Origin of the sequence: Anaeromicropila herbilytica, assembly GCF_016591975.1 — a bacterium.
Taxonomy (GTDB): Bacteria; Bacillota; Clostridia; order Lachnospirales; family Lachnospiraceae; genus Anaeromicropila; species Anaeromicropila herbilytica.
This window is the reverse complement of record NZ_AP024169.1, coordinates 660,694-682,134: the sequence shown is the minus strand read 5'-3', so window position 1 is coordinate 682,134 and position 21,441 is coordinate 660,694. Positions and strand designations below refer to the sequence as shown.

Sequence of the window (21,441 nt, the reverse complement as noted above, 5' to 3'; positions counted from 1 at the left end):
ATCAGTCTCTTAACTGAAATCTTATACCTTTTTATGCTTAACTATTGTAGCAAATATACTCTTGCTTCGTATGGCCTTAATTCAACCTTTACAATATTCATATCCTCCACAGGATAATTGCTAATAAGAAGTGAATTCGTATTATATAATATATTCTCAGGTAGTTCAAAAGTAATCTGATTGGTGTCAAAACTGCAAATTACCAGAAGTGTTTCATTATCTAATGTTCTTGTATAAGCAAATAGTGATTCATGGTCTTCATATAATAATTGATAATCACCATAAACAATAACTTTATGTTCTTTTCTAAGCTTAATAAGCTTTCTGTAATAGTTAAAAATAGAGTCCTTATCATGAATCTGTACTTTCGCGTTAATCGACGCATAATTTGGGTTTACTTTAATCCATGGTGTACCGGTAGTAAATCCTGCATATTCACTATCATCCCATTGTACTGGTGTACGAGCATTGTCGCGACTTCTGTCATGGATTGCTTTCATCATTTCTTCTGGATCTTTCCCTCTTATTCCTACAAGTTCTTTATAGGCATTTAGAGTTTCAATATCCTTATAATCTTCTATATGATCAAATGCCACATTTGTCATTCCAAGTTCTTCGCCTTGATAAATATATGGTGTTCCTCTCATCATATGAAGCATAGTTGCAAGCATTTTAGCTGACTCACACCAGTATTCCTTATCATTTCCATATCTGGATACTGCACGTGGTTGATCATGATTATCTAAGAAAAGACTATTCCAACCATCATCTTGTAATCCAAGCTGCCATTTACTTAATATATCTTTCAGCTCACTAACCTTATATCCAAGATTGCTCCATTTTCCTTCCAGACCATTCCCTATGTCTACATGTTCAAATTGGAATACCATGTTTAATTCATTTCTATCATTTCCTACATAATTGACTGCATCGGATGGACTAACCGCAGGCGTCTCTCCAACCGTCATAATATCATACTTAGAAAGTACTTCTCGGTTCATTTCTTTAAGAAATTCGTGTACCTTTGGTCCATTAAATACGAAAGGCGTTATATCACCGTATACTGCCTTTTCATTTACATATCCATCAGGATATCTCTGATCTTTCGATATCATATTAATGACATCCATCCGAAAACCATCAATCCCCTTATCAAGCCACCATTTCATCATGTCATAAACTTTATTTCTTAGTACTTTATTCTCCCAGTTAAGGTCTGGTTGCTTCTTTGAGAACAGATGTAAGTAATACATGTCTGTAGTGCTATCGTATTCCCATGCAGAACCACCGAAGCAGGAACCCCAATTGTTCGGTGGTTGTCCATCTATTCCTTTTTTCCAGATATAATAATCTCTGTATTCATTATCAACTGACGATTTACTTTGGGTAAACCACTTATGTTCATCGGAGGTATGGTTTACAACAAGATCCATAATTATCTTGATGCCTCTTTGATGAGCCTCTTGTAATAAAATATCAAAATCCTCCATAGTTCCAAACTCATCCATGATATCCTGATAATCGCTAATATCATAACCATTATCATCATTTGGTGACTTATAAACTGGTGATAGCCAAATAACATTAATTCCTAGCATGTTAAGATAATCAAGCTTTTCTATGATACCTTTTATATCTCCGATGCCATCCCCATTACTGTCCTTGAAACTTCTTGGATAGATTTGATATATGACGCTTTCTTTCCACCACTTTTGTTCCATTCTGTACCTCCTACGAATAATTGATATTATTTCTTAATCTTGTAATAATTGATTTACTAGCATATCTCTATTGTTAATAAACATCTCCATAACTTGATAGCTTTCCGTTTCTTCCAATTCACTCTTATGAAGTTCACCCTGATCAAAAGAAAAAATATCTGCTCCCGGTATTCCTAATAGTATAGGTGAATGAGTTGCTATTATAAATTGAGAACCATTCTTCGCCATCTTTGCAATTTGAATAAATAATGTTAACTGTCTTTGTGGAGATAACGCAGCTTCTGGCTCATCCATAATATAGATGCCTTCCTTCTCAAATGATTGAAAATACGCCAAAAAGCTCTCTCCATGTGATTGCTCATGTAATGATTTCCCACCATATCTTGCATAGTATATTTCTTTCGGTTGATCGCGATAATCTTCTGCCTTACTTGCAACATTAAAAAAGCTTTCAGCACGAAAAAAATAATTCGACTTTGGACGCTTATACCCTTTTACCATACGAATCGCACTACTTAATTCTGATACATCATCAAAGGTGCTAAATCTATAGTTCATAGTACCGCCTTCTGGATTGAACCCATACGCAACCGCAATTGCCTCAATCAAAGTAGATTTGCCCGTACCATTTTCCCCAACAAAAAAAGTGATATTCTTATTAAAGTCTAGTTTATTCATCTCTTTAATTGCTGATATATTATTCAAATAAGAATCACCGTCTATTTCATCCCAATCAACACGAATACTTTGGATATAACTTCCACTCATTATTCTTTTCCTTTCTTGGTATATAACTATCTTATCACCAATTATTCTTTTAGGTAAATCTTCTAATGATTATTGTACCATCATTTAATATATCTGTCATATCATATTGGATTGTTTCATTTCTGAAAAAAGATTTGTATTAATTATCACTATAATTAATACATTATAAAAAAATTAAGCCAAGGAATATACTTTGATATGACTCCTCATAAGTAGATTTTGGTTATTTACCTTGTCTACATAAGGGGAATCATATCACTTTCCCTAGCTCAAAGTTTTCATTATATCTAACGTATTCTTATAACATTTTATAGACTTTATTAACTCTCTCTAATGAATAGTCTTTTTAATTATCTTACATATTCCTTTAAGAATTCTTTTGTCATATCGGCCATTTTATCTGACTGTGTCCTATGCAGATAATGTGCCCCATCTAAATACTTAATCTTCTGAATATCTGGATTCGATATAACTTCTTCATGTAATCCTTCCCAAGTAGCATTATGTCCCCTTTTATTAAGTTCAATTTTAAGCTCTTTACAGGAAGTATTACTTAAGAAAAATAAAATTGGCTTATCCGCTGGATACTTCATATCATATAATGACTTAAAATTCTTTCTCATCGCTTTGCTTTCATTAAAAAATGCTCGGGTTACTTGTTTTCTATTACATAAAGCAGTGACAATCTTGATGTCTTCATTTGAATAGCTTCCACTTGCCTTCATAACTTTCAATAATGGCATTCCAGATATATTAGAAAGTCTATTAAGACCTGTCACATCCAAAAAGCGGGCTAAGTAATAAAGTCCTTTAGAAATATTAATACCCTCTTCATATTTTCCTTGATTTGGTACAGAAGAATCAATACCAATCATTGCTTCTACCTCATTTGGGTACATTTTCATGTACTGCATACAGTAAACTCCTGATATCGAATGAGGCATAAGAATATATGGTGGTTTGATATTTAGTTCTTTTAACGTCTCTCTGACTTCCTCTACAATTGCTTTATTACTTCTATCAATGTTCGCATCTTCACTTAAACCATATCCTGTATACTCTATTGTAACTACTCGGTAAGAATCACTTAGTTTTTCTGCAAGCGGTTTAAAATCAATAATTGGACTTGGTGTTCCCATTCCACTTAATAATACAATGGTCTTTTCTCCTTTTCCTATAACGGATACTCTTATATTAACACCATTTACCTTAACTTCTTTGCCTACTTGATTCAATAACTTATCTTCTTTTGTGCATAGTACACTGTTCCAGATTGTAGTTCCTATGATAAAGATTATCACTAGTAGTAATAGGCCTATCAATAGATTCCTAATAATCTTTATTAATTTATTTAGTTTATTTTTCATAATATATTTGGAAAAGTAGTTTGTTTTATTATTATTCTTTTAATATGGGTATCTGAATGATTACCTTTGCTCCTCCAGTCCCTTCATCATTGGCTAACTTCATAATTCCAGAATGTTGTTTTACAATTGAATCAGCAATAAATAATCCTAACCCGTAATGGTTTTTTCGCCCTCTGCTTGCATCCTCCATGTAAAACTGCTCTGTTCCATGTTTTAAAGTATTATTGCTAAATCCCGTCCCTGTATCTTTAATTGTAATCATGGCATAATCTTCTATCCGATTCAGTATTATCTTAATACAACCATCTGCTGGTGTAAAATCTATGGCATTTGTTATCAGGTTATTAATCACACGTTCAAATAATATGCTATCCACCGCCACAACAATATCCTTTTCTACTAACTCTGTTAAGATTGTTATTCTCTTTTCACTGGCTATTCTACTTAATGGTGATACTGTTTGTTCTATGAATCTTGCAATATCTACATTTTCTTTATGTATATGATAACCACGTTCTGCGCGAGTCATCTCTAAAAGCTGATTGAGATATAGCTCCATTTGTTCAAGACTACCCTTTGCATCCTGTAAATAATCTTTACATAGATTATCTAGCTCTCTCGTCTGCATTAGTTCCAGATTTCCCTTCAATATGGTAATCGGAGTCTTTAGGTCATGTGTTAGAGCGGATATCTGCTGTTTACGATTATGCTCCATTCGCCACTCATTTTCAAGAGACTGCTTTAAAGCAAGACGCATGTCATCCATACTACTTAGAATTTGATCAATCTCTTTTACTCCACTTGGTGTGATCTCAAAATCCAGATTCCTTGATTTTATTTTTTCTACTACATTTATAATGGTCTGACCTTTTTTCTTTATCTTTCTGGAGGTCAGAATCGGAAATAAAATAGTTAGAAATATAACCACTATAATATATCCTATAACAATTACATTTATAACCCGAACATATATTTCTGGTGTCAGTAATTTATGATTCTGTACTGCAGATAAATATAACAGTATGCATGCTGTTAAGGTTAAGATTGAACATCCAATGCCATAAACTGCTTTTACTACCATTGATGTTAGCGTCTTCTTGCTCTTCTTTATACGATTTAACTTTCCCACTGATATCCGATCCCCCAAACTGTCTTAATTGGTGAAACGCCTACTTCGCTTAACTTATTACGAATATTCATAATATGGGTTGCAATCGTACTATCATTACTTTCTCCATCGTATCCAAAGACTGCTTCATATATCTGCTCTCTGGAAAACACATGCCCTTTGTTCTTGACTAGAAATTCGCATATCTGATATTCTCCTTTGGTCAGATTAATACTCTCATCCTCAACCATTACTCTCATTCCTTGTAAATCAAATCGAATATTCCCTGACTGTATTACTACACTATGATTCCGTTTTTCTCTTCTAAGATGAGCATTGATTCTTGACTTAAGTTCCTCCATACCAAAGGGTTTTTTGATATAATCATCTGCTCCTAATCCAAGCCCGTATACAAGGTCTTCTTCCTCTGCTTTCGCAGTAATAAACAGTATTGGACAATCCACCTTATCTCGGATCTGTTTGCAGACTTCAAATCCATCCGTTCCTGGCATCATAATATCTAACAAAATCAAATCATACCATGGAAGCTTATTATCATCTACTTCATCATAATTGCAACATAAGGTTACGGCATGTCCCTCAAGGAGTAGAATATTTTTTATTAATTTTAAGATTTTCTCTTCATCATCAAGAACCAGTATTTTCGCCATTATTCGTCTTTCTCCTTATACTACTTTTCTTCGCTCCTTTCAAAGAGCATTTTATATAATAATTTTAAAGATTCTTTAAAGATTTTAAAATTTTAATTTATTACTTATTATTTTTATATCCATACAAGAATAGAAGAACTACATTGATACATACATTAAGTACATACGAGTATACTGAGATATCAAAGGGATACCCATATGAGATCTGATAGCCACACCCAATGATCCTTAAAACAGCAACACTAGGTAATAATGATGATGCATATGGATTCCACATTCCTACAAACGAGATGATTAAGTATACCGCACTTATGATAAATGCACCAAAATATTTCACATTGAAAAGATGAATCATTCCATAAACTAGAAGTAACGCTCCAAACATCAAAATACCACCAGATATGTATTTTACAAATCCTAATACAAATTCTTTTCCATCAACCGAAAATCCAAGAATTAAATAAAACAAGTTTGTTACATATGATAAAGTAGTAATCATAAGTGTAAAGAGAAACAAAACAACTAACTTTGCTATCACAAGTTCTATTCTTCCAATTGGTATTATAAATAGATTATCAATCGTTCTTTCTTCTTTTTCACGAATAAACAAAAAACATCCTAATACTAGAAGATAAATTAGCCATACAAGCATGATAGAAATCCATAGATTCTGATTGATAAAGCTTTCCCATGAACTTTGTTTCAATGAACTAGCGTTAATCTCTGTTCCAATCAATGGGAGAATAATGCTAATACCAATTAGCACTTTATAAAAAGGAGTGTTCTTTAATTTTAAGATTTCTGATCTTATTAATCTTGACACTTAAGCTACCTCCTACCAATCTCATTTAAATATTCTTGTAAGGATCCTTTATGCATATATATTTCCTTAACGATAACACCATTTCGGTTCAAGCAGGTGTTAATTTCTCCACTATCCTTACTTAAATCAAATATTTTCAATGAATTATCATTTACAACATGAAAGTTATGAATGTCAAGATCACGTTCTATAATTGGAATGATATTTGAAACATGATCAACCACAAGGTATATATACTGTCTATTGATCTCTTCCTTATCCTTTGTAAAGATTTCTTCAATTAAGTTTCCCTGCTCCATATACCCAATGCAATCTGCTACATTCTCAACTTCACTTAATGTATGACTGCTCAGTAGAATCGTTTTTCCATATTCGTCACATAAGTTTTTTAATAATCTACTAACTTCTTTCATTCCATTAAAGTCAAAGCCACGAAATGGTTCATCTAATATTAAAATTTCAGGATCATGAAGTAATGCAATTGCTAAACCTAACCTCTTCTTTTGATCTGCATCCAGAGTATTTGCTTTTTTACTTTTATATCTGCTAATACCCAATTGTTCCATCATATCATCTGCCATATTTCGTTTTTGCTTTGGCCTTATCATTTCTAATACTCTTAAATTGTCTTCCACTGTTAAATTCGTATACACAGCAGGGGGATCTAATAAAACACCAATCGAAGGAAGCAAGTGCTTTTTCTGAGTCTGGATGTTCTTACCAAACAATCGAATATCTCCGTAATCGGGCTCATCCAAGCCAGATGCTAACCTCAAAACGGAAGATAAACCAGCTCGATTTCTTCCGTATAACGCATAGATTATTCCATCACCTACATCAAAGGTTAGATTATGTATTCCATTCTCTAATTTATAATTTTTCGATACATTACTAAACTCTATTTTTTTTATTTATCTCATCTCCTGTATTCTTTAACTTTTTAGGATATAATCTTCTTACTACAATAACTATGATTATGAAAATAAGGGAATATCCAATCCAGTCAATATTTCTTGTAAAGAACGTGAATGGATAATAATTTGGTGTTTGGAATCTTGTACTGAATATGTAATCAGAATACATAACCATATACCACCCAGCTAGTAAAATGCAAGACACTAGAATCGATACTATTAATTTTATAATATTTTTTCTTCCCTTTACTCTCTCTCTTTTCTTATTATATAGGCCTTGAATTAATGTAAAGATAAGTAGACTTCCTACTACTGTAACAGTAATCCAGATAGCATTGATAATGTTAGCCATGGAATTTTCAAATGCTTTATCTTCTACTCCATAACCATTGACTTCTTTGCTCCATATACGCATAACTTCATTGGTTAGATAATATCCTTTATCTGAATTACACAGAAATACCATTCCATTCTTACTTTTTGGTTCAAATGCAATCTGAGCATTCCAACCAGTGAGTGTTCCGTTGTGTTCATAGACAATAGTACCATTGTCTAATTTATGTGGTATAATTCCAAGCCCATAGGTTCCAAAAACAGATTTGGTGTTTTTCTGCGTTTGAAACATTTGACGATTACTAGATTGATAGTAATCTATCATACCAATTACAAAGTTAGCCATATCGGATGAGGTTGCGGATACTCCTCCAGCTCCTGTCATTACAATTGGTGTTACACCAACAGGTTTATTTAATCCTGCATATGGCGTAGCTAGTGTTATATTTTCTTCACTTTTGTTATAATACCCTGCCCTTTTCATATCTAACTTAGCAAAGACATGACCCTTCATGTAGTCCTCAAACTTTTCACCTGTAACATTTTCAATAATAAGTTGACATATCGCAAATCCACTAAAACTGGAATATTCAAATTCTGTTCCTGGTTCCCTTTTTAATCGAATATCCCTTTGCGTTAGTGCTTCTACCACAGTAGGAAGGGGCTCTGTATAACCAAATTCAGAACTATCTGTAATTCCTGATGTGTGACTCATTAATGTTCTAAGTGTTACTTTACTGTTATCAAACTTTGTTTTTGGTAAGCTCCAGTTTTTAATATATTGTTCCACTGGAGTATCGAGATCTAATTTCTTTTGATCTACTAATTGCATTATCGCATATGCGGTCATTGTTTTTGATATCGATGCTATTTTAAAAGCAGTATTATCATCAACAACTTTCTTTTGCTTGACATTCGCATACCCTATATTATGTGAAGATGTAACTTTTCCATCTTTAATAATGGTATAAGATGCTCCTTGTACATGATACTTTTGTATCACTGAGTTTAATTTTTCTTCAACAGTATCACCATGATACGTATTATGAACCTTAACTAAGCTTAAGCAAGCGCATAATACAGTAGCAATTAGTACGATTCCCATTGTTATTTTCTTTTTTCTTGATATCATTTTCTTTCCTCCTATAATTACAATACATTTTAGGATTTGGGATATTGTAAGAGTTTCTAACCTCTAATCCTAGAATACATACATTATAAGAAAGGAATCTGACATTAGGCCATTACTAATCTGACATTTAGCTGACATTTATAGTACCTTTGGAAAAATCAATCGAAATACAGTCTTCTCCTTTGTATTTTCATATAAACTAATACTTCCACCCATTCTATTCACTAGCTCATAAGTAATTGCAAGCCCCAGTCCACCGTGATTACTTCTTGCCTCGTCTGCTTGATAGAGACGATCGAAGATATATTTTGAATCCTTCTTAGCAATTCCACCACCATGATCAATAATATCAATAACAATTGTATCATTCACTATATTAGAACTTATCCCTAGATATTTTCCACAATTGGCATGTTCTAATACATTATCTACTAGGTTCTGAATCATTCTTATGAATGCCTTCACATCTACTTTCATATAATGTGGTTGTTCAAGAATATTAAAATCGTATTCAAATGATTCTTCTTCTAATCTTGGACTAAACTCTATGGCAATGAGACGAAGTAACTCTCCAATCTCCACTTTTTCTATCTGAAATTGTATTTCATCTGCATCAATTCGAACTAATTCAAATAATTCACTAATCCTTTGTTTTAAATCATAAGACTTATGTAGCGCAATCCCTAAATATTCACTCTGTTCTTCACCCTTAACTAAATTATTCTCAATTGCCTCTAAATAACCAATAATTCCTGCAAGTGGTGTCTTAAGATCATGAGATATATTAGAAATCAATTGTTTCCTTGCAGTCTGCTCACGACTTAAGGCTATCTTTTCGTTCTGATAACGATTCAACAATTGATTAATCTGATAGGTTAATGTTTCGGTATCTCTCCCTTCCTTAGTATAAAGATAATGAATGCTACTATCAGTAATTAAGTACTCCATTTTGTGCTCTAGCTCACGAATTTCTCTTCTTAACCTTATGTATTTAAACATTAATATCAAAAATGAAAGAAGTAAAATGCCAGCACAGAGTATGTACAAAACATCATATATCATATTCTATGTCTCCCTTTATTGTTTGCAAAAGCGATAACCTAATCCGCGTATTGTCTGAATATAATAAGGTTCCGAGGGATTATCTTCAATCTTTAACCGAACTCTGCGAATAAGGGTCATTATTGCATCATCATCATATACATACTCTTCATGCCAGACGTTCTCATAGATCTGTCGTTTACTATAGATCTGACCAGGTCTATCCGATAGAAAACACAATAATTCATATTCTTTTGAAGTTAACAAGATTTCATCCTTCTCTTTCATCACCAAACATTTATCTTTATCTATGAGAAGCTTTCCTATCATTCTTATATTCTCATCTTTTATTTCATTTTTTGAATCCGCTAACTTCCTCTGCATCATCTCGCATCGGCGTAATACACTCTCAACTCTAGCAACTATTTCTGATAGGCGAAATGGCTTTGTGATATAATCATCCGCTCCACTTTTAAGACCATCAACAATATCCATTTCCTGTTCTTTAGCTGATAATAAAATGACTGGAACAATATACTCTTTTCTTAATTCTTCTAGTACCTCAATTCCATTCATTTTTGGTAACATAATATCCAAAATAATTAAGTCGTAATTACCTGATTTTATCTTATTCAGACCTTCTTCACCATCTGATGCAGTCTCTATATCATATCCTTCATTTTCAAAACATCTCTTTAAAAGTCTTCTTAAATCGTCATCGTCATCAATAATGATTATTCTATACTTCAACTTTTGTATACCTCCTAGCCCAAAAGTATTTTGGTTTATTGTAACATTAATTATAATATCTGTCATTTTCTTTTGGAGTCAGTATGCATTAAAGTATTTTCCATATTTAAAAACTATATGGAAACCTCTCCAACACAATCTGAAAAAACAATTTCCTATATAATTAAAAAACCAACAGAATGTTAATATATTCATTCTGTTGGTTAATATTAGCCTACAATTAATAATCCAAACACATATCAATTTTCTGATAATCATTAATTCCTTTCTCTGTCAGATTAGGCAAAAGAATTGACCATATAACAGATCTCATATCACGATCTATACCGAACTGTATCCAGAATATAGCAATAGACAAAACAGCATACGATAAATTATCGTACATGCTTTCACTAACTTCCGGTTTCATCCATTCATTCTTTTCAAAATGAGTAAAAATACCTCTGATTAATACTAAAAATTCTTCTTTATAGTCTTTTTGAAGTTGTGCTATTTCAGGATATTTGTGTTTAAGCTCCATGAAATTTCTATAATAAAATGCATAATGCTTCTGATGCTGCGTAGTCAATAAAAGAATAGAATTAAATTCAGCCAATGTAATTTCTGGTTTATACTGCATTTGTTCATGATCATGCTTTAAACAATTTAAAATTTCATCTAGAATGTCTGTCTTTTTCTTAAAATGATATGTTAGATTCCCTGGGCTTATCTTTAAGCTTTCTGAAATATCTCGCATCGAAACATTTTCAAATCCATGTTGATTAAAAAGTTCAATTGATTTTTCTAAAATTCGATTTTTTGTATTTTCACTCAATCCATTCACCTCGTAACGATTATATCATAGCTATTTCAAATAACAAACTCTTTCATAATTCATTTCTTTATATTTCTTTTTATGAAAGATATTAAATATAATTATTCTTGACATTTATCTACTCCGTGTTAAAATTAGTACAAATGTACTATTTTTTTCCCTTTCTTCACATATTACATATTACTTTAAACGTAAAAAGGAGTGTTAATTATGCTTAACAAACGTCACAGCACACCATTGTTCAAATCAACAACTAAGATTGGATTAGGATTTTGGATTCCATACATCATTTTAATCTTTATTACTATGATACTTTTCTGTTTCAGTTCCTTTCCTTTACTACAACTTGCAATCATTTCAATTATCATATCAATCACTTTATTCATTAAAAAGTTAATTTCGTCTAATAAATGGTTTATAAGAATTCTATTATGGATAATATTATACCTAGTAGTAGTAGCGACATTTATCTGTATAAAACCCTCTTTTAAAAACCGTCCAGCTATCACTTCTAAAAATACGGTTGCTACCTCACCAGTAGAAACACGATATGGACCTGTTTCTGGAGTCTATAATTCAGACAAATCCGTTAAAGTCTTTGCTGGAATCCCATATGCTGTACCACCAGTTGGTAATCTAAGATGGAAAGCACCACAAGAACCCCAAAAATGGAGTGGAATAAGAAAAGCAGATCAATTCTCTGATTGTCCAGCTCAAACATATGTACCCTCAATTATAACCAATCTACTTGCATTCCAAGAAGGGACACAACAATTAACTCCACTTCTATCAAACAATGAAAAATCCAGTGAGGATTGTCTATATCTAAATATATGGGCACCTTCTAAAAGAGCATCGAAAAAACGTCCGGTTATTGTATATATTTATGGTGGCTCCTTCTTAAACGGTTCTGGCTCTATTGATGTATATAACGGAGAAAACATGGCGAAAAAAGGAGCAGTTTTTATAACAATTAATTATCGTCTGGGAATCTTTGGTTTCATGGCTAGCCCAGAACTTACGAAAGAATCTGGTTACAATGCTTCTGGAAATTATGGTATTCTAGATCAGATTGCAGCTTTAAAGTGGGTTAAAAATAATATATCTGCATTTGGAGGAGATCCTGAGAATATAACTATAGCCGGAGAATCCGCCGGTTCAATGAGTGTTAATATGTTGCAGGCCTCTCCTCTTTCTAAAGGATTATTCGAGCGTGTTATTGGTGAGAGTGCCGCTAACTTTGGTAGCAGAGGAATTAAGGGAAGTGCAATGGAAACTCTTGATGAAGCAGAAGAAATAGGTACTAAATTTGAAAACGTTTTAAAAGAAAAATCATTATCTGACTTAAGAAAGATGTCAACTACTGATTTATTAAAAGCTTCCAAAAACTTTTCCATGAGGCCAATTATTGATGGGTATGTATTACCAGATTCCATTTATAATATTTATGCTTCTGGAAAAGAAGTAGATGTTCCTACCTTAATTGGATATAACTCAAATGAAAGCTCGGTATATTTGTTAATGCCTTTTCCTTTTACTTTATTGGATAAGACCTCCTTCTTAAGTGCAAAAGATTTTACATCAGCAATTAAAGAAACATACCAAGGTGCATCAAATAAGTTTCTAGAATATTTTCCTGCAACAAATGATAGTCAAGCGAAAAAGTCTCAACTTACTAGTGGAACTCTACAATGGTTTGGGTGGCATATGCATACTTGGGCAAAACTTCAAACTCAGACAGGTAAATCAAATGTTTACACGTACTATTTTGACCATATCCAACCTGGTAATTCCACATTTCAAAAGCTTGGCGCATACCACTCTTCTGAAATTTCTTATGCTTATGATAATTTAAATACCAGTGACCTAAACTATAATAGCAATGACTATAAACTTGCAGATATCATGTCAACCTATTGGTATAACTTTGCATCTACTGGTAACCCTAATGGAGCTGGATTACCTGAGTGGGATCCATATGATGCTGGGGAAGAGAAAACTTTGAAACTAGATAATGATGTTAAAATGATACCCACACCACATCTAGATCAGATAAAATTCTTCGATACCTACGAAAGTTACTTAAGATCTAAATAATATATAAATAAAAAAGTATGGAAATCTTCCCTTTTGTGGAAACTTCCATACTTTTTATACTTTTCTTACATTAAAATACAAACTTAATGTTTTTAAGAGATATTTTATAGTATCACAATAGGCTGCAAATACTGTCTTATATGTATATTCCTATAATGTTCTCTTGAGTATATCAAAGACATTATAAACATTAATAATACCATAACCCCAGTCTCGATTTGGAAAGGTTAAATCTTTTGGCTTTATTGTACTTCGAATTAAATAGTTCTTCACCTCAATTGTATCTAGACCAGGCGCATTACCTCTTACCACACCCCACTCTAAGATCATAGCTACAATTCCAGCTGTATGTGCTGCTGCCACACTACTTCCTGTGTAAGCAACATATTCCTTATTCTGGTTTGGTGCGATATAATTAACACCAGGTGCTGCTAATTCTGGTTTCACAACATTATCTCTGTTATACCCTCTGCTTGCGTCTAAATACAAGCTATTATTTGCAACATTATATGCAGTAACTACAATTGGTAGCACAGCAGCTCCTGGTGTTAATAGAGTTATATCATTATCCGAAGTGGTAAAGAAAGTATTATATGATATCATATTTCCCATGGGTAACCATATGTCGAAGTCACCAGTTATAGTGCTCTGGCTATATACATTAAATTTCCATATTCCAGCAGATACATTTTTAAAACGCATTAATATTAACTGCTCACCAGTCGGTGTCTGTGAAAGTTGATAATCTATATATATTTTAGTTTGTTCAAAAATAAATGAAATTTCTTTACTTAATCGTAAACTGAGAGGTAATTTTGAGATGTACTCACCGCTTGGTGATAAGATATCAATTGTATAGATTCCAGGGGCATCACCCCACAATTCCATAGAAAATCCCTCATCTGTTTCTCCGACATTAAGCTCAACGGTATTATATCCGTTAGACATTTTACTGCCTCCATGATAATGCCTTTTTCGATTTCCTTCGTTGCCAACAGGTACCACTGCAACAGTGTTTGGATAATCTCCAATAATGGATAAAAGTGTTGGTAAAGGCTCATATCCTTTATGACTTCCTTGTGAGGTCCCCATACCAGTAAGAATAACAATCGGTCTATTTAATTTTCTAGCTAACTCAGAACAATATTGAATCCCCCACATAATGTGATTTTCCTGATAGCATGGCACATCCTTTTTGACAGCGTAAAAGTCCCTTAGGTATTTTTTTGCTGTCCTTAATTTCACTATAATTAAATCACTTTCTGGTGCTACTCCAGCAAACCCTTGTTCTGGCACTTCATTACCTACTGCTATAGCAGACAACATTGTTCCATGCCCAATTTCATCCACGCTTGGAACGATGCCCAAAGGATTTTGAGAGGCCAATGCTTGATTAATCTGATCTGAATTATATTCTGAACCAAACTCAGGTCCGAATGGAGTAGCTCCAGTAGTTAGAGTCTGGTCCCATATGGATATAATTTTTGTTGAACCATCAGATTTTTTAAATACAGGATTGGTATAATCAATTCCTGAATCTATTATTCCTATCAATACTCCTCTACCACGTAGATCAAGACTTTGACTTAATTTATAAACACCTGACGCTTGCAGACTTGCTTCACTTGTCACCCCATAGAGTTTTGGTATTGCATTATATCCAAAAGTACTAATTGCGCTTTCTGTTATCAGAGATACTGGTAAGTGAACAATAGCAAAAGCTTCATTCATATAGTGAATATCCGCACCCACATATTGATTCAGACTCTTAGGATTATTAAGGTAATATTCAATAAGATCAGCATATTCCTCGCTTACAATCGTAGAACCTTTCTTTTCATCCATATGTTCCCTCCTCTCATCTTTTTATTTTTAAGATTAGGGTTTCAAAATCTTTTGACTCTCTAATCTTATCTATCAACTTAATTTTTATGATGTCTCTCTTAAACTGTTAAACACATTATAGACATCAAGAATTCCATATCCCCATTCTCGATTTGGGTATTGTAGATTAGTATCGCGTTTAGCACCTCTTTCCAGTAAAATCTTCATTTCAATCGAGTTCATATCTGGTAGATGATATTTCACTACCCCCCATTCCAAGAGCATTGCAGCAACTCCTGTAGCATATGCTGCTGCTACACTACTTCCAGTAAACTCAGCAAAGCCATGATTTAACGTTGGTCCAACAATATTAACACCTGGTGCTGCTATGTGAGGGGTAACTACACCTATACTAGAATAGCCTCTGCTTGCTTCTAGATAAAGACTATCATCTTCTGGGTTATATGCAGTTACTGTAATCGGTATAGGGTTATTGGCATAGGCCGATACTGTTGTGTAGGGATCCGAGCTAGTAAAATAAGTATTATCTGAGATAAATCCTGTCATAGGCAACCATATGTTAAAGCCAATTCTTACATCACCTTTTTCATGTACAATAAACTTCCATAATCCTTTTGCTGGATTCCTAAATCTGAAATAGATTAATTGGCTACCTGTTTGAACTTCTGATACTTGATAATCTATTAATATTATAGTTTTTTCAAATACAAATTTAACTTCTTGGAAATCATCCTTTCTTATTACTCGGCCTTGAATCATTTCTCCAGAGGGTGAAATAATATCAACAGAATAGAAATTGGGATGTTCTCCCCATAACTGCATAGAAAAATCACCTTCATTTTCACCCACGTTCAATTCTACTGTGTCAATGCCTGTTCTTTCGTTCACCATTCCAAAGTAATGCCTTCTTGCATTTCCTTCATTCCCAGCCGCAAAAATAGATGCTATTCCCGGAGTTGATGCAACCAATGCCGAATAATTATTAAAGGTTCCCCTCCCATCGTGAGGGCCCTCCGAAGCTCCAAATGCAGTACATATAGCCATAGGTCTTGCTAAACTAGCAAAATTGTGAACTAAATATTGTAATGCAAAAGCAAAATCATTTTCCTGATAAGCTATGGCACCCTCTGGAATGCATTGAAACTCTTTGAGATATTTTTTTGCCTCTTTCAATTTCACAACGACAAACTCTGCACCTGTAGCAACACCGTAAAAGTCATTACCGGGTGATTCATTACCTCCTGCAATTCCTGCTACCATAGTACCGTGACCTATAGTATCCCTAGTTGGAACAAGCTCAAAAGGATTGTCGCTCTTCAATGCCTCATTTATTTGCTCTCTTGTATATTCCGTCCCATATAGAAAACCTTCTGGTGGTTTACCACTTTGTATTGTCTGATCCCAGATTGACACAATCCTGGTCGTACCATCTGCGTACTGAAATATCGGATTCGTATAGTCAATTCCTGTATCATAAATACCAATTAATGTTCCAGTTCCATAAAGATTAAAAGTAGGAAAACTACGTAATTTTGAAATACCTGAAGCTTCAAGACTATTACTGCTTACTAAACCAACAATAGAGGGTAATACGTTATATCCAAGTTTAACAACGGATTGGTTAGTAAAGAGCGCTACTGGAATAGTAACTAAAGATATTTGAAAATTAATTGGAACAGACGCTGCATCTGGATATAGTTGCAATAAACTTTGAACCTGCGTTGTTTCTACAACGAAATCTGCGTAGTCTTCACTTACAATTCGATTCACATTTTCTACCGCTATAATAATCACCTCATATTTTGGCTCATATTATATATATGCAAACAGTTATGAAATATTACGTAACGAGTGGGTGCATAATGGTCAGTATAGTGGTTTGCTTGGACGTAAAAAGAACCAGTTTAAAACTGGTTCTCTTTAGGAATCTCTTCTTCTAAGTTATCACACATTTTCATAAGCACACGCTCAAATATCTCCAACTCCTCTGCTGATATATCTTTTTTTAAGATAGCTTCAAAACGAGTAAACATCTCATGAATAATCCTCGCTTTATCTTTTCCCATTTCGGTTAGATAGATACTTACAGCTCGCCTGCTCTCTGGATTCATTCTCCTGCTTAAGAGGCCTAGATTCTCTAATTTATCTATATTTCTGGACATTGTTGTAGTATCAATGTGACATCGTAAGGACAATTCTTTTTGAGTTAGTCCCTCTTCTTCAAAAAGATTATTTAGAATCTTTGCTTGCCCCTGTCCAGGGGTTAAGCCATTCGCAATTAAAACAGGCCCTACCATTTGTTTTCTTGCACGTTCTTCCCTCGTAAAAAGTTCTCTTAGATTCTTTATCACTGTTATTCTCCTCTTATTCCCAGAACCTTTATTGCATCTTATATGTTTTTTTCTGGTTCAAAATCTTATTATAATACTTTACTCTAATTCAAATTGTCCTGTATAAAGCTTGTAGTAATGTCCATTCTGACTCAGTAAATCATCGTGATCACCACGTTCGATGATTTCTCCTCTTTCTAAGACAAGAATCGCTTCTGAATTACGCACCGTAGATAATCTATGTGCAATAACAAAAACTGTTCTGTTCTCCATAAGTTTATCCATCCCTTTTTCAATTAGTTTCTCAGTACGAGTATCAATGGAACTAGTTGCTTCATCCATAACTAATACAGGGGGCTGAGATATGGCTGCTCTAGCAATGGCAAGGAGCTGCCTTTGCCCTTGAGATAGATTAGCGCCATCACTCTCCAGTAAAGTTTCATATCCATCTGGTAATCTTTTTATAAAAGAATGTGCATTAGCAAGCTTTGCGGCTTCAACCACATCTTCATCACTTGCATGTAATCGACCATATCGAATGTTATCCGCAATGGTACCAGTAAATAGGTGAGTATCCTGAATAATCAAGGAAATCGAACGTCTCAAATCATCTTTTTTAATATCTCTGATATCAATTCCATCGTAAGTGATCTGTCCCTCTGTTATTTCATAAAAGCGATTAATCAGGTTGATAATAGTTGTTTTTCCAGCACCAGTCGAACCAACAAAAGCAATCTTCTGTCCTGGTTTTGCAAATAGATTAATCTTATTTAGAATTGTATGCTCTTTAGAATATCCGAAGACAACATCATGAAAACAAACATCTCCTTTTAATGGTACCAGAGTAAATGCACCATTTTCTCCTGGTACTTTCCAAGCAAAATTACCTGTATAATCATCGCTTTCTGTCAAAGTTTCGTCTGGATTATGGATTACCCTACTTAAAGTAACAGTTCCATTATCAATCTCAGGTTCTACCTCCATCATATCAAAGATCTTTTCTGCACTTGCTAATGCTACCATAAGGAAATTAATCTGCATGGTAAATTGATTCATTGGCATTGCACTTTGTCGAACATATACGAGATAAGAAGCTAACGTACCAATATCTGTTAAACCAGCAAGTGCAAATAATCCTCCAACACAAGCAGAAACAGCATAATTGATATAGGATAATGCAACAATGGTAGGAACCGTCATTGAAGAATAGGTATATGCTTTGGTTGAGGCCATTCTTAAGTTGTCATTTAACTTCTCAAACTTTTCATAATCCTTTTGTTCATGATTAAATATTTTTTCCACTTTCTGACCTGCTACCATTTCTTCTACATAACCATTGATAGCACCAAGATTCTTCTGCTGCTTGGCAAAATATTTCTTGCTGATCTTACCATTATGACGAATATATAAAAGCATAATACTTAAAAATACAATAACAATCAAAGAAAGTTCAAAGTTAAGCATTAATAACATAATGATGGTTCCAACTGAGGTAATAAAACTTTGAATAATAAGTGTAAAACTATTATTTAAAGCTTCTGTAATTGTATCAACATCATTGGTAAAATGACTCATGAGTTCACCATGTGTATGCGTATCGAAATAATTAAGAGGTAATTTTTGCGTATGTTCAAATAAATCACTTCGGATTTCAGACACAACGGTTTGTGAGATATGAACCATAATCTTGTTATATAACAAACAGGATAATGCACCAGCAGCATAGATAATCCCCATGACTGTTATCATCTTGATTAATCCAGGAATATTTTTTGGTAATATGTAATCGTTAACCACAGGTTTTAGGAGATATGTTCCTATAATTCCAGAAAAAGCACTGATGCATACAAATATCGTAATAAAAAATATAGAAATCTTGTGTCGTCCTAAATAAGATAATAAATGCAGCAAGGTTTTCTTCGTATTCTTAGGCTTAGCGCGTGACATTGTTCTTGCCATTATAAGTTACCTCCCTGCTGTTGTGAATAATAGATGTCTTGATAGATCTCATTATCTTTTAGTAATTCTTCATGTGTTCCAATTGCATTAATCTTGCCATCATCCAAGATAATAATCTGATCTGCATGCATGACGGAAGTGATTCTCTGGGCAATGATGATCTTGGTCATGTTAGGAAGTTCTTTGGACAGACCTTCTTTGATCTTTGCTTCTGTTGCTGTATCCACTGCACTTGTGGAGTCATCTAAGATCAACACTTTTGGTGCTTTTAATATTGCTCTGGCAATGCATAACCTTTGCTTCTGTCCTCCTGATACATTAACCCCTCCCTGACCAAGTTCGGTATCATAACCGTTGTCTAACCTGTCGAGGAATTCATCCACACAAGCAATATGACAGGCGGAATCAATTTCTTCTTGGGTCGCATCTTCTTTTCCCCAAAATAGATTCTCTCTTACAGTACCAGAGAATAAGATATTCTTCTGCAATACCATTGCAATCGAATCTCTTAAATGCTTTTGAGTAAATTCATAGATTGGATGTCCATCTATAAAAATACTTCCAGAACTAACATCATATAATCTTGGAATTAATTGAACTAAGGTACTTTTTGCAGAACCAGTTGGACCTATAATACCAACCGTCTGACCAGATTTAATCTCAAATGAAATATCGGATAATACATATTCTTTCGCGGTGTCTTTATATTTAAAATAAACATGTTCAAATGCAATACTTCCGCTTTGCATCTGAATATCCTTTGCCCTATCATCTGTAATTGTTGGTTCTTCCTCTAATACCTCCGTTATTCTATTCCATGAAGTAAGCGAACGGGTAAATAGTAAAAAGACATTAGAGAACATCATCAAAGAGTTTAATACCTGCAGAACGTAGCTTAAGAAACTCGTTAAACTACCTACTTTCATATCTCCAATGATTACAAGGTGTCCGCCAAACCACAGAATACTTAATATAGTACCATACATTACAAATTGAAACGCTGGCATATTTAAAATAGCAATACCAAAGGCTTTCTCAGATGCCCCTTTAAGATTCTGATTAACTTCGTCAAATTTCTCTATTTCATGCTCCCCACGTACATAAGCTTTTACAACACGTATCGCTGCAAGGTTCTCTTGAATAATACGATTCACGAAGTCAATGGAAGTCTGCATTTTACTATAGAGTGGACGTACATTTTTTACAATGAAAAAAAGTATGCTTCCTAGAATAGGTGCCGCTATTAAGAATACAATTGCTAACGTGGCATTAATCTTAAACGAAATAACAATAGCAATGATCATCATAACAGGGGAACGAAAGGCTGGACGCATCCCATTTGTAATCGAATTTTGAATCATTGTAACATCACTGGTTAATCGGGTTACTAAAGACGGTGTGCTAAATTTATCTGTATTTGCGAAAGAGTACGTTTGCATCTTCTGAAACTCAGATGCACGTATCGTGGCTCCAATTCCATTACCACAAGTTGCAGATAAATGTGCGTATGCTTGCCCTAATAATAGAGCGATTAAAGCACAGACTACCATTTGAAAACCTTTCATTATAATATAACTTTTATCCTGATTGGCAATACCAACATCAATGATATCCGCCATAATCATGGGAATGATGAGTTCAAATACAGTCTCTGCTTCAATACAAAGAATTGCCAGGATCATTTCTTTCCGATAAGCTCTGGCATAAGATAAAAATTGCTTCATATTGTGTTCTCCTAATAGTTGCTTCTACAATAGTTGCTTATGCA

17 protein-coding genes are annotated in these 21,441 nt (G+C 33.7%); 1 reads left to right on the top strand and 16 read right to left on the bottom strand.

From position 1 onward, the window contains the following. Positions 1–41 precede the first annotated feature (41 nt). The 11 genes from bsdtb5_RS02865 to bsdtb5_RS02815 form a co-directional block, all read right to left on the bottom strand. Positions 42–1,721, bottom strand: coding sequence for a glycoside hydrolase family 13 protein (locus bsdtb5_RS02865; protein WP_271714546.1), 1,680 nt, complete (start codon positions 1,719–1,721; stop codon positions 42–44). 33 nt (positions 1,722–1,754) lie between these two features. Then, complete coding sequence (locus bsdtb5_RS02860; protein ID WP_271714545.1) at positions 1,755–2,489, bottom strand: AAA family ATPase; 735 nt, start codon at positions 2,487–2,489, stop codon at positions 1,755–1,757. 350 nt (positions 2,490–2,839) lie between these two features. Further along, a complete protein-coding gene (locus tag bsdtb5_RS02855) occupies positions 2,840–3,724 on the bottom strand; it encodes an alpha/beta fold hydrolase (RefSeq protein ID WP_271714544.1) in 885 nt (294 codons plus the stop codon). A 163-nt stretch (positions 3,725–3,887) separates the two neighbouring features. Continuing rightward, positions 3,888–4,985: a sensor histidine kinase gene (locus bsdtb5_RS02850; RefSeq protein ID WP_271714543.1), complete on the bottom strand. Its 1,098-nt coding sequence runs from the start codon at positions 4,983–4,985 to the stop codon at positions 3,888–3,890. Further along, complete coding sequence (locus bsdtb5_RS02845) at positions 4,973–5,635, bottom strand: response regulator transcription factor (protein ID WP_271714542.1); 663 nt, start codon at positions 5,633–5,635, stop codon at positions 4,973–4,975. Before bsdtb5_RS02845 ends, bsdtb5_RS02850 begins: the two co-directional genes overlap by 13 nt. A gap of 100 nt (positions 5,636–5,735) precedes the next feature. Continuing rightward, positions 5,736–6,458 (bottom strand): ABC transporter permease, encoded by a 723-nt coding sequence (locus bsdtb5_RS02840; protein WP_271714541.1) that lies wholly within the window; start codon positions 6,456–6,458, stop codon positions 5,736–5,738. A 5-nt stretch (positions 6,459–6,463) separates the two neighbouring features. Beyond that, positions 6,464–7,279, bottom strand: coding sequence for an ATP-binding cassette domain-containing protein (locus bsdtb5_RS02835; protein WP_271716041.1), 816 nt, complete (start codon positions 7,277–7,279; stop codon positions 6,464–6,466). 70 nt (positions 7,280–7,349) lie between these two features. Further along, entirely contained in the window at positions 7,350–8,837 is a 1,488-nt protein-coding gene (locus bsdtb5_RS02830; protein WP_271714540.1) for a serine hydrolase domain-containing protein, read from the bottom strand. A gap of 138 nt (positions 8,838–8,975) precedes the next feature. After that, on the bottom strand, positions 8,976–9,899 hold the full coding sequence (locus tag bsdtb5_RS02825) for a sensor histidine kinase (protein ID WP_271714539.1): 924 nt from the start codon (positions 9,897–9,899) through the stop codon (positions 8,976–8,978). Positions 9,900–9,914: 15 nt separating this feature from the next. Beyond that, a complete protein-coding gene (locus tag bsdtb5_RS02820) occupies positions 9,915–10,628 on the bottom strand; it encodes a response regulator transcription factor (protein WP_271714538.1) in 714 nt (237 codons plus the stop codon). Positions 10,629–10,848: 220 nt separating this feature from the next. Further along, on the bottom strand, positions 10,849–11,442 hold the full coding sequence (locus tag bsdtb5_RS02815) for a TetR/AcrR family transcriptional regulator (protein WP_271714537.1): 594 nt from the start codon (positions 11,440–11,442) through the stop codon (positions 10,849–10,851). A 210-nt stretch (positions 11,443–11,652) separates the two neighbouring features. On the opposite strand from bsdtb5_RS02815, the gene bsdtb5_RS02810 reads away from it, so the two are divergent. Continuing rightward, complete coding sequence (locus bsdtb5_RS02810) at positions 11,653–13,539, top strand: carboxylesterase/lipase family protein (protein WP_271714536.1); 1,887 nt, start codon at positions 11,653–11,655, stop codon at positions 13,537–13,539. Positions 13,540–13,689: 150 nt separating this feature from the next. Here bsdtb5_RS02810 and bsdtb5_RS02805 read toward each other — a convergent pair whose 3' ends face one another. The 5 genes from bsdtb5_RS02805 to bsdtb5_RS02785 form a co-directional block, all read right to left on the bottom strand. Beyond that, on the bottom strand, positions 13,690–15,384 hold the full coding sequence (locus bsdtb5_RS02805) for a S8 family peptidase (protein ID WP_271714535.1): 1,695 nt from the start codon (positions 15,382–15,384) through the stop codon (positions 13,690–13,692). Positions 15,385–15,468: 84 nt separating this feature from the next. After that, positions 15,469–17,178 carry a S8 family peptidase gene (locus bsdtb5_RS02800; protein WP_271714534.1) on the bottom strand — a complete coding sequence of 570 codons (1,710 nt, stop codon included), beginning with the start codon at positions 17,176–17,178 and terminating at the stop codon, positions 15,469–15,471. Between the two features lie 110 nt (positions 17,179–17,288). Then, on the bottom strand, positions 17,289–17,735 hold the full coding sequence (locus bsdtb5_RS02795; RefSeq protein WP_271714533.1) for a MarR family winged helix-turn-helix transcriptional regulator: 447 nt from the start codon (positions 17,733–17,735) through the stop codon (positions 17,289–17,291). A gap of 78 nt (positions 17,736–17,813) precedes the next feature. Beyond that, the gene (locus tag bsdtb5_RS02790) at positions 17,814–19,673 is read right to left on the bottom strand and encodes an ABC transporter ATP-binding protein (RefSeq protein WP_271714532.1); all 1,860 of its coding nucleotides are present in this window, start codon (positions 19,671–19,673) and stop codon (positions 17,814–17,816) included. Further along, positions 19,673–21,397 (bottom strand): ABC transporter ATP-binding protein, encoded by a 1,725-nt coding sequence (locus tag bsdtb5_RS02785; RefSeq protein WP_271714531.1) that lies wholly within the window; start codon positions 21,395–21,397, stop codon positions 19,673–19,675. Before bsdtb5_RS02785 ends, bsdtb5_RS02790 begins: the two co-directional genes overlap by 1 nt. Between the last annotated feature and the right edge of the window lie 44 nt (positions 21,398–21,441).